At 66.4% G+C, this 8,697-nt stretch carries 12 protein-coding genes; 6 read left to right on the forward strand and 6 right to left on the reverse strand.

Translation table 11 applies throughout. The annotated features are described in order from the left end of the window. Positions 1-17: 17 nt before the first annotated feature. The 4 genes from ACE3TU_RS03555 to ACE3TU_RS03570 are packed head-to-tail and all read left to right on the forward strand — an operon-like array spanning position 18 to position 2,846. On the forward strand, positions 18-845 hold the full coding sequence (locus ACE3TU_RS03555; protein ID WP_374620325.1) for an arylamine N-acetyltransferase: 828 nt from the start codon (positions 18-20) through the stop codon (positions 843-845). Beyond that, a complete protein-coding gene (locus tag ACE3TU_RS03560; protein ID WP_374620327.1) occupies positions 845-1,441 on the forward strand; it encodes a YdeI family protein in 597 nt (198 codons plus the stop codon). Before ACE3TU_RS03555 ends, ACE3TU_RS03560 begins: the two co-directional genes overlap by 1 nt. Next, complete coding sequence (locus ACE3TU_RS03565; RefSeq protein ID WP_374620329.1) at positions 1,438-1,956, forward strand: DUF1697 domain-containing protein; 519 nt, start codon at positions 1,438-1,440, stop codon at positions 1,954-1,956. Before ACE3TU_RS03560 ends, ACE3TU_RS03565 begins: the two co-directional genes overlap by 4 nt. Next, entirely contained in the window at positions 1,953-2,846 is an 894-nt protein-coding gene (locus ACE3TU_RS03570; RefSeq protein ID WP_374620331.1) for a ribokinase, read from the forward strand. The genes ACE3TU_RS03565 and ACE3TU_RS03570 overlap by 4 nt, the downstream gene beginning before the upstream one ends. Positions 2,847-2,850: 4 nt before the next feature. Here the strand turns inward: ACE3TU_RS03570 and ACE3TU_RS03575 are convergent, their stop codons facing one another. Then, positions 2,851-3,711 (reverse strand): glycosyltransferase family 2 protein, encoded by an 861-nt coding sequence (locus tag ACE3TU_RS03575; RefSeq protein ID WP_374620333.1) that lies wholly within the window; start codon positions 3,709-3,711, stop codon positions 2,851-2,853. A gap of 127 nt (positions 3,712-3,838) precedes the next feature. On the opposite strand from ACE3TU_RS03575, the gene ACE3TU_RS03580 reads away from it, so the two are divergent. Both ACE3TU_RS03580 and ACE3TU_RS03585 read left to right on the forward strand, forming a co-directional pair. Then, positions 3,839-4,258: an Hsp20 family protein gene (locus ACE3TU_RS03580; protein ID WP_374620335.1), complete on the forward strand. Its 420-nt coding sequence runs from the start codon at positions 3,839-3,841 to the stop codon at positions 4,256-4,258. 12 nt (positions 4,259-4,270) lie between these two features. Next, positions 4,271-4,543 (forward strand): DUF1150 family protein, encoded by a 273-nt coding sequence (locus tag ACE3TU_RS03585; protein WP_374620337.1) that lies wholly within the window; start codon positions 4,271-4,273, stop codon positions 4,541-4,543. A gap of 16 nt (positions 4,544-4,559) precedes the next feature. Here the strand turns inward: ACE3TU_RS03585 and ACE3TU_RS03590 are convergent, their stop codons facing one another. From ACE3TU_RS03590 to lptA, 5 genes are all read right to left on the reverse strand, one after another. Further along, positions 4,560-5,024, reverse strand: coding sequence for a PTS sugar transporter subunit IIA (locus tag ACE3TU_RS03590; protein ID WP_374620340.1), 465 nt, complete (start codon positions 5,022-5,024; stop codon positions 4,560-4,562). A gap of 48 nt (positions 5,025-5,072) precedes the next feature. After that, the gene (locus ACE3TU_RS03595; RefSeq protein WP_374620342.1) at positions 5,073-5,642 is read right to left on the reverse strand and encodes an HPF/RaiA family ribosome-associated protein; all 570 of its coding nucleotides are present in this window, start codon (positions 5,640-5,642) and stop codon (positions 5,073-5,075) included. Positions 5,643-5,779: 137 nt separating this feature from the next. After that, entirely contained in the window at positions 5,780-7,294 is a 1,515-nt protein-coding gene (gene rpoN / locus ACE3TU_RS03600) for an RNA polymerase factor sigma-54 (RefSeq protein WP_374620344.1), read from the reverse strand. Positions 7,295-7,403: 109 nt separating this feature from the next. After that, on the reverse strand, positions 7,404-8,171 hold the full coding sequence (gene lptB / locus ACE3TU_RS03605; protein WP_374620346.1) for an LPS export ABC transporter ATP-binding protein: 768 nt from the start codon (positions 8,169-8,171) through the stop codon (positions 7,404-7,406). Then, entirely contained in the window at positions 8,168-8,638 is a 471-nt protein-coding gene (gene lptA / locus ACE3TU_RS03610; protein WP_374620348.1) for a lipopolysaccharide transport periplasmic protein LptA, read from the reverse strand. The genes lptB and lptA overlap by 4 nt, the downstream gene beginning before the upstream one ends. Between the last annotated feature and the right edge of the window lie 59 nt (positions 8,639-8,697).

Below are 8,697 nucleotides of genomic sequence, written 5' to 3' on the forward strand. Positions count from 1 at the left end.
CGGAACCAGCGGTGGGGATGCCCGTGGCGCTAGAGGCCAATATCGACGCGTATTTCGAGCGAATCGGCTTTGCGGGTTCGATCGCTCCCAGCCTTGAGACCCTCGGCCAGCTCTGCGCGCTGCATGCAGCAGCCATCCCCTACGAGACTCTCGATCCGGTGATCGGGGCGCCGGTGCGGCTGGACCTCGCCAATCTGCAGCAGAAGCTGCTGTTCGATCGTCGCGGCGGCTACTGCTTCGAGCACAACCTGCTGCTCAAGGCGGTGCTGGAGACACTGGACTTCGAGGTCCAGGTGCACCCGTCCCGGGTCATCTGGGGCCATGAAGAGGAAGCCGAACCACCGCTTCGCCACATCGTGCTGACCGTAGAGTCTGCCGGTATCAGCTATCTGGTGGATGCCGGTTTCGGGGGGCAGACGCCCACTGCTCCGCTCAGGATGCGCAGCGGGCTCGAGCAGGCGACCCCGCTCGAGCGGTTTCGCCTCGGCGAACGGGACGGCGTGTGGATTCTCGAGATCGAGATCAGCGGGAGCTGGCGTGTGCTCTACGACTTCACGCCTGCGACCTGCGAGATGGACCAGATCTTGCGGATGAACGAGGCCGCCTCGTCATCCGGCTTCCTCGTCGACAACCTCCTGGTGGCGCGAGCCGAAAGAACGCGGCGGCTCGCGCTGTTCAACCGGAGGTTCAACACCCATGTGCCCGGCGAACCCTCGGTAGAACGGAACATCGCCACGGCGGCCGAGATGCGCGAGCTGCTGGCCGGTCCGTTCGGGATGCAGCTGCCCGCCGACCCCAGGATCGAGGCGGCGTTCGAGCGTATCTGCCGGGTCGACGTGACCTGATGGCGCCGATGCGTGTCGACCCCGACAAGGTGCGTGAGTTCGTCGACTTCCAGTCGTTCTACGACTGGCTGGCCGAGCATCACGCCACTGCCGACGAGATCTGGATCCGGATCTACAAGAAGGGGTCCGGACGCCCCTCGATCACGGCCACCCAGGCCATCGAGGCCGAGCTGTGCTGGGGCTGGGTGGATGGCATCCGCAAGGGGCTCGACACGGAGAGCTTTCTGCAGCGCTACACACCGCGACGGCCGCGCAGCGTATGGAGCCGGATCAACCGCGACCATGTGGAGCGACTGAGCGCCGCCGGCCTGATGCGGCCGCCCGGCCAGCTCGAGGTCGATCGTGCCAAGGCCGACGGTCGGTGGGAGGCCGCCTACTCGGTGTCGCAGTCCGAGCCGCCGCCGGACCTGATGGCCGCGATCGAGGCCGATCCGGAGGCAGCAGCCTTCTACCGGCGGCTCAGCTCGCAGAACCGCTTCGCGCTGACGTTCCGTATCCTCGCCCTCAAGACCGAGGCCGGCCGGGACAAGGCGGTCAAGCGCTTCACCGAGATGCTCCGGCGCGGCGAAACGATCTACCCGCAGGCCCGCAAATGACCGTCTGGGTGGCGTTCCTGCGCGCCGTCAATGTCGGCAAGCGCCAGATGCGCATGGCCGAGCTCAAGGAGCTTTGCGTTTCGCTTGGCTATGGCAGCGTCAAGACCATTCTCGCGAGCGGCAACGTCCGCTTCGAGTGCGGGCATGACCCCAAGGCCGAACTGGAGCGGGCCATCGAGGCGCGCTGGGGTTACCGAAGCGAGGCGGTGATGCGGACGGGGGACGAGATCGCTGCAATGCTGACCTCTGCTCCGTTCGCCGAGTTCCCCGAAGAGGGGCCGTTCCACCGCTATGTGCTGCTGTTCGATCGGCCGCTCGCCGAGGACGCCCGGTTTGCCGGACTGGCCGGGGACTACGATGTCGTCCGGGTCGACCGGCGCGAGATATTCCTCGTCGGACACCGACAGGCCGACGGCCGGCACGGGCCGGGACTGGACAAGTTCGACCGACAGCTGGAGAAAGGCGCCATCGCCACGATGCGCAACTGGAACACCATTCCGAAGGTCCTCAATTGATCACTGTCCTGGGCTCCACGAATCTCGATCTCATCGGCACGGTCAGCCGCATCCCGAGGCCCGGTGAAACCGTGCCCGGCAAGGACTTCTCCATGGCGGCCGGGGGCAAGGGCGCGAACCAGGCCCTTGCGGCGCGTCGGGCCGGAGCCGAAGTGCGGATGATCGCGGCGGCCGGCAGCGACAGCTTTGCCGGGGAAGCCCTGAAGCTGCTCAGGGCTGACGGCGTCGACCTTTCCGAGGTGCGAACGGTGCCGGGTGCGACCGGCATTGCCATGATCTTCGTGGATACCGAGGGCGAGAACGTGATCGCCATCCTCCCCGGCGCCAATGGCACGATGGGTCCCGCGGATGCCGACGCTGCGCTGGCCGGACTGGGCATCGGCTCGGTGCTGATGCTGCAGCAGGAGATCCCGCAGGCGGCGACGGAACGGGCGCTCGAGCTGGCGCGGACCCGGGGCGTGATCTCGATCCTCAACACGGCTCCGTTCCTTCCGACCACCGCGGCGATCGCGGAGAAGGCCTCGATCGTGATCGCCAACGAGACGGAGTTCGCCCTGCTGACCGGAGCAGGCCTCGACCGGCTGGATGCGGCGATGACGGACTGGGCGAAGGCGCAGAACCAGACCGTAATCGTCACCCTGGGCGGCGACGGAGCGCGCGCCGCGACGCCCGGCGGCAGCTTCGCGGTGCCGGCCCTGAGGATCGATCCGGTCGATACGGTCGGCGCCGGCGACACATTCTGCGGTTATCTCGCGGCCGGCCTCGACCAGGGGCTCGCACTCGAGGCCGCAATGCGACGGGCGGCGACCGCGGCGAGCCTTGCCTGCCTGAGGCCGGGGGCACAGCCGGCCATCCCTCGCCTCAGCGAGGTCGAGGCGGCGCTGGGCTGAGGCCTCAGCGCGGCCGGTCCTCGCGGGCCCGCAACCGCGGCTCCAGGTGATCCTCAAACAGCAGGCCCGGGCATGCCGACAGCGCCGCTGGGTAGTCTGCTTCGGCGGCGAGCGATGTTTCGAGGAACGCTGCCAGTCCCTCGACGGCATCGGGGGCAGCGAAGCTATAGTAGCCCGCCGCGAGCCGCTGCAGCAGCGTCCGCTTGGCTGCCATCATCGGCTCGGTGACGCCGCCGGCATTGCTCATCGACGTCATCACCTTGATGTAGTCGTGGGCCGGCGCCCCCAGGTGCCAGGTCGCGGGCGCGGTGCGCCACAGCTGCAACAGGAACTCGAGGTCACTCATGTTGGAGAACGTCGTATCGTATCGCGCGTCGCACCGACGCCGGTCCCAGACCAGCATCGAATCCATCGACAGACAGGTGAACTTGTAGGCGCCCGGAGACAGCAGGCGGTCGGGGCCGACGCCGACATGCCGCAGATGACGGTATTGCTGGTCCATCACATCGAGGGCAGACGAGACGATGGCGTGGGTCTCGAGTGCGATAACGGCGCGGGCCAGCTTGTCGGGCTTCATGCGATCATCGGCATCCAGCACCGCGGCAAACGGGGTGGCAATGCGCTCGAGAACAAGGTTGCGGGCATTGACCGCGCCGGACCCGACCCGCCCGGTCGACAGGAAGCGTAGCTGCGGCCCGGTCATCCGCTCGCGACCGAGCAGGGCCTCGTAGTCGAAACCATCATCGGCAATGATCCAAGCCTCCCAGTCCGCATAGGTCTGGGCAAACAGGCTGCGCACGGCCTCTGAAATGAAGGACTGCGCGCGATATGCCGGGATCACCACGGCGACACGGCCATGGGCCAAGACTGCACCTCCGCAAGCCGGGAATCAGCCTTGAACCGAACCCGCAAGCCTCCCATATCACGACCACGAGACGGTGCTATTCACACTTGGGCCGCCTCGGTGCGTTGCTTATCGAAGGACGACCGGGATGTCGCGCATCTCCATGTTCTCGGCCCCCTTCCTCCTGGGCTTCGACGCCTTCGAGGAACGCGTCGATCGCCTCAGCAAGGCGGCCGACGGGTATCCGCCCTACAATATCGAGCGGGTGCTGGAACCGGAGGGGCAGGAAATGTTCCGGATATCGATCGCAGTGGCCGGATTCTCCGCCAGCGAGCTCGAGGTGATGACGGAAGACAACCAGCTCGTGGTGCGCGGTCGCCAGAAGGACGACGGCCGGCGCGAGTACCTGCATCGCGGCATCGCCGCGCGGCAGTTTCAGCGCTCATTCCTGCTCGCGGACGGCATGCTGATCCGGGATGCGGTGCTGAAGAACGGCATGCTGACGATCACCATCGTCCGTCCGAAGCCGGAAAAAGTGGCGCGCCAGATCGAAATCCGTTCCGCCTAGAAAGGGGAACCCATGCAGCAGAATCGTGAAGCCAGTTTCGACCACCCGCTCCGGCACCTGACCGCCGACCAGTTCATGGCGCTCGGCGGCAATGCGGTGGTCTACGTCAAGCAGGTCAAGGGCACGCATCTCGGCGCCATCGTGCCGGACCACGACTTCCCCGAGGACGAGGACTTCCATGTCGTCGTGTCGGCCGACGGCTCGCCCCTGATGATCGGAGACAGCGCCGAAGCCGTTGCCGAGTGGTTGCAGGGGCAGAAGTTCGGCATCGTCGCCCTGCACTGAGCCGGCAGGCTGCCGGTCAGGCGGCCTGCGCCGGAACCGGCTGCGTCAGGACCCGGTAGAGACCGGCAACGTCGCCGGTGCGGCGCAGCTTGTCGACGATCGCCTCGGTGCGCAGCAACCGGGCCACGCGAGCCAGCGCCTTGAGATGATCGGCACCGGCGCCCACCGGCGCCAGCAGCATCATCACCAGATCGACCGGCTGGTCATCCACCGCCTCGAAATCGACCGGCGTACCGAGGCGGGCAAAGACCGCCGTGACACCGCTCAGCCCGGCCAGCTTGCCGTGGGGTATGGCGATGCCGTTGCCGAGTCCGGTCGAGCCGAGCGCTTCACGGTCGGTGAGGGCCTCGAGGATTGCCGCGGCGTCCGCGCCGGAAACGCGGGCGCCGCATTCGGCCAGCTGCTGCAGGACTTCGTTCTTGGTCTTGACGCCCGAGCAAACAATCACTGACTCCTCGCTGAGGATGTCGGAAAGTTCCATTAGTTCAAGCCTGTTGTCGATGCAGGAAAGGGAATGAACGGTCTCGCCCTAGTTGGCGCGCAAGGCGGGGTCAATCCAGCCAATATTGCCGTCGGCGCGGCGGTAGACCACATTTAGCCCGCCATGTCCAGCATGGCGAAAAACCACTACCTCGGCCTGGGAAAGGTCGAGTTGCATGACTGCCTCGCCCACGGACATCTGCCTCAGGCTGGCGGTCGTTTCGGCGATGACCGGAGGAGAATAATCCTCCTGCAGTTCTTCCGCCTCAGGCGCCGCCAGCACATAGGACGAGGCCTCCTCGACCTCGGTGCCATTGGGATGGCGGCGGTGCGACTTGAGCTTGCGGTTGTAGCGACGGAGCCGCTTCTCGATGGTCTCGGCCATGATCTCGTAGGCCGAAATGGCGTCCCCGCCATAGGCGCTCGACTGCAGCAGCGCGCCGGAATCGAGGTGCACCATGCATTGCGCATTGAAGCCCGACCCCTCCGGCTCGAGCGTCATGTGGCCGGAATAGTTGCCGTCGAAGTACTTCCTCACCACCGCGTCGAAGTGGCCCTGCGCCTTGGCCCGCAGCGCGTCGCCGACATCCATGTTCTTTCCCGAAACACGCAAAGTCATGGATTTCCTCTTTCTCTCGTTGCAACGGGCCGAAGCAGCCCACACCGAGGAGGTGGGCAGCGCGGCATGCCGAGTCTAGACCGCCCCATGCCGAGGGGCAATGCGTCGCACCGAGGGCATGGGAAACTGGGGAAAGCTCAGCGACCGGCCGGAGCGAGTGCCCGCTTCTGGCGGCGGCGGATCACCGAGGAGGGGATGTTCATGCCCTCGCGATACTTGGCGACGGTTCGGCGGGCGACCTCGATGCCGCGCTCCTTATGCAGCATCTCGGCGATGGTGTCGTCGGAGAGGATGTCGGCGGCCGACTCGGCCTCGATCAACTGGCGGATGCGGTGGCGCACCGTCTCGGCCGAGTGGTCTGCCTCGCCGGTCGACGAGCCGAGGGCGGTGGTGAAGAAATACTTCATCTCGAACAGGCCGCGCGGCGTCGCCATATACTTGTTCGAGGTGACGCGGCTGACCGTCGACTCGTGCATCGCGATTGCGTCGGCTACGGCCTTCAGGGTCATCGGCTTGAGGTGGGTGATGCCGTGGACGAGGAAACCGTCCTGCTGCTTAACGATCTCAGCCGCCACCTTGAGGATTGTCTGCGCGCGCTGGTCGAGGCTCTTGGTGAGCCAGTTGGCAGTCGCGAGACAGTCGGTGAGGAATGCCTTCTCGGCGGCATCGCGCGTCTTCCGGGTGACGCTGGCATAGTAGACACGGTTGACGAGCACGCGCGGCAACACCTCGGTGTTCAGCTCGACCGCCCAGCCACCGGTCGGCGCCTCACGCACGAAGACATCGGGAACCACGGCCTCCACCGGTCCACTCTCGAAGGCGCGGCCGGGCCGGGGATCGAGTTCGCGCAACTCGGCCAGCATCTGGAGAACGTCTTCGCGATCGGCGCCGATGGCACGACCGAGGCCCACGAGGTCATGCTGGGCGATCAGCTCGAGCCGATCGAGCAGCCGCTGCATCATCGGGTCGAGCCGGTCCTTGTCCCGCAGTTGCAGCGCCAGACACTCGCGGACGTCGCGGGCGAAGATGCCAACCGGATCGCAGGCCTGAAGCTTAAGCAGCACCTGCTCAACCGCCGCGGTCGTCGTGCCCAGCTGCTCGGCGATCTGCTCGATCGGGGTGCCCAGATACCCCGCCTCGTTGAGGCAGTCGATGAGGAACTGGGCGATCAGCCGTTCGGCAGGATCGGAGACAAGGAACGACGCCTGCCGGGTGAGATGATCGGACAAAGTGGGCCGCGCCGCCACGAACTGGTCGATGTCGGGAGCCTCCTCGCCGACCCCGGCGCCCCGGTCGCTCCACTGCACCGGTTCGTTCAACCGATCCTGCGCCGCCTCCTCCGGGAAGACATTGTCAAGGTCGGTATCGTAGCCGCTGGCGATCGAGTCGGCGGACTGGATGCGATCGGAGTAGTCCACCGTGTCCTCGGTTGCGGTGATCTCTCCGTCGCGTTCCGGCTGCTCGGGTGGCTCGGCCTCGCCCGGTTCGCCGCCATCCTCGCGCTCGAGCAGCGGATTGCGCAGCAGTTCGGTCTCGACAAAGGACTGCAGCTCCAGATGGCTGAGCTGCAGCAGCCGGATCGACTGCATCAGCTGCGGGGTCAGGGTCAACCCGAGCCCCTGTCGCACCTCCAGCCGAGGCGTCAACGCCATCCGACAAACTCCCGCACCCGATACGCTTGCTGGCCGGACCATGCCCCATTGCGGCCGAGAGGGCAAGGCGAACGCAAGAACTGTGCCAGCACCGGGGCACGACGACCGATCAGATGGGGAAGCTGTCGCCGAGATAGACGCGCCGTGCCTCGGGGTCGTTGACGATCGTCTCGGGTTTGCCCTGAATCATCACCCGTCCTCCGTGGATGAGATAGACGCGATCGACAAGCGATAACGTCTCGCGCACCGAATGGTCGGTGATCAGCACGCCGATGCCACGCCGGGTCAGGTGCCGGACCAACGTCTTGACCTCGGCCACCGCGATCGGGTCGACGCCGGCAAACGGTTCATCGAGCAGCATGAAGACCGGATCGGTGGCAACCGCGCGCGCGATCTCGACGCGACGCCGCTCGCCGCCCGAAAGCGCCATCGCGCTGGACCGCGCAATATGTCCAATTCCGAATTCGTCCAGCAGCTCCCGCAGCCGAGCGAGCCGGTCGGCTCGACGCGGGACCTGCCCCTCGAGCACGGCGAGGATGTTGCCTTCAACGCTGAGACCGCGAAAGACCGAGGGCTCCTGCGGCAAGTAGCCGAGGCCCAGGCGCGCGCGCTGGAACAGCGGCAACGCAGTGATGTCATGACCGTCGAGCAGAATGCGCCCCTTGTCCGGCTTGACCAGCCCCATGATCATGGTGAAGACGGTCGTCTTGCCGGCGCCGTTGGGCCCGAGCAGGCCCACCGCTTCGCCACGGCGGACCGCGAGGCTGACGTCCTCAACCACCGGACGCTTTCCGAACCGCTTCCTGAGCCCGTGCGCCACCAGCCAGCCGGTCTGATCGACCGCTACATGGGTCGTCTGGGGGACGACCGCCGTCATTGCGGGGTGAACACACCGGTGACCCGGCCGCCCTCGCTGCCCTTGAAGACCGAACTGTTGGTGGACAGGTCGATAGTCAGTTCCGGGCCGCGAAACGTCCCCTGGGCATTGACCACGGTGACGTTGTCGAAGAGCCTGAGGATGGCCGTGTCCGGATCAAACGTCGCACGGCGCCCGGAGGCCTCCTGGCCGCTGGTCTTTATCCGCACATTGCCGGTGGCGTCGAGCATGTCGACGTCCGCCGCGCCGCCGCTGCCATAGCGGACGATCACCTTGTCCGCCCACATGTCCATGCCGGACCGTGTGATCACGACGTTCCCCGTGAAGGTCGCAACCCCGGCGGCTTGATCGACGGTGAAAGTGTCGGCGGATACCTTGACCGGCGTGCCGGCCGCAATGGCCGGCTGGCCGAGAAGTGCCAGTCCGAGCACCAGCAGGCGCGCCGCCATGCGCAGGAGCGCGGTCATGGGGCGGCCCCGGGCGTGGTCTGCAGCACGACAGTGGCCTGCCGAAAGCTGAAGAGCTG

The organism is Devosia sp. (assembly GCF_041917035.1).
GTDB lineage: Bacteria > Pseudomonadota > Alphaproteobacteria > Rhizobiales > Devosiaceae > Devosia_A.

Bases quoted from the DNA above. Each gene is read 5' to 3' on its own strand.
- ACE3TU_RS03555 (WP_374620325.1), top strand. From the start codon at position 18: ATGCCCGTGGCGCTAGAGGCCAATATCGACGCGTATTTCGAGCGAATC.
- lptB (WP_374620346.1), bottom strand. From the start codon at position 8,171: ATGACGGCGGTCGTCCCCCAGACGACCCATGTAGCGGTCGATCAGACC.
- ACE3TU_RS03595 (WP_374620342.1), bottom strand. From the start codon at position 5,642: ATGACTTTGCGTGTTTCGGGAAAGAACATGGATGTCGGCGACGCGCTG.
- ACE3TU_RS03580 (WP_374620335.1), top strand. From the start codon at position 3,839: ATGTCGCGCATCTCCATGTTCTCGGCCCCCTTCCTCCTGGGCTTCGAC.
- lptA (WP_374620348.1), bottom strand. From the start codon at position 8,638: ATGACCGCGCTCCTGCGCATGGCGGCGCGCCTGCTGGTGCTCGGACTG.
- ACE3TU_RS03585 (WP_374620337.1), top strand. From the start codon at position 4,271: ATGCAGCAGAATCGTGAAGCCAGTTTCGACCACCCGCTCCGGCACCTG.
- ACE3TU_RS03590 (WP_374620340.1), bottom strand. From the start codon at position 5,024: ATGGAACTTTCCGACATCCTCAGCGAGGAGTCAGTGATTGTTTGCTCG.
- ACE3TU_RS03565 (WP_374620329.1), top strand. From the start codon at position 1,438: ATGACCGTCTGGGTGGCGTTCCTGCGCGCCGTCAATGTCGGCAAGCGC.
- rpoN (WP_374620344.1), bottom strand. From the start codon at position 7,294: ATGGCGTTGACGCCTCGGCTGGAGGTGCGACAGGGGCTCGGGTTGACC.
- ACE3TU_RS03560 (WP_374620327.1), top strand. From the start codon at position 845: ATGGCGCCGATGCGTGTCGACCCCGACAAGGTGCGTGAGTTCGTCGAC.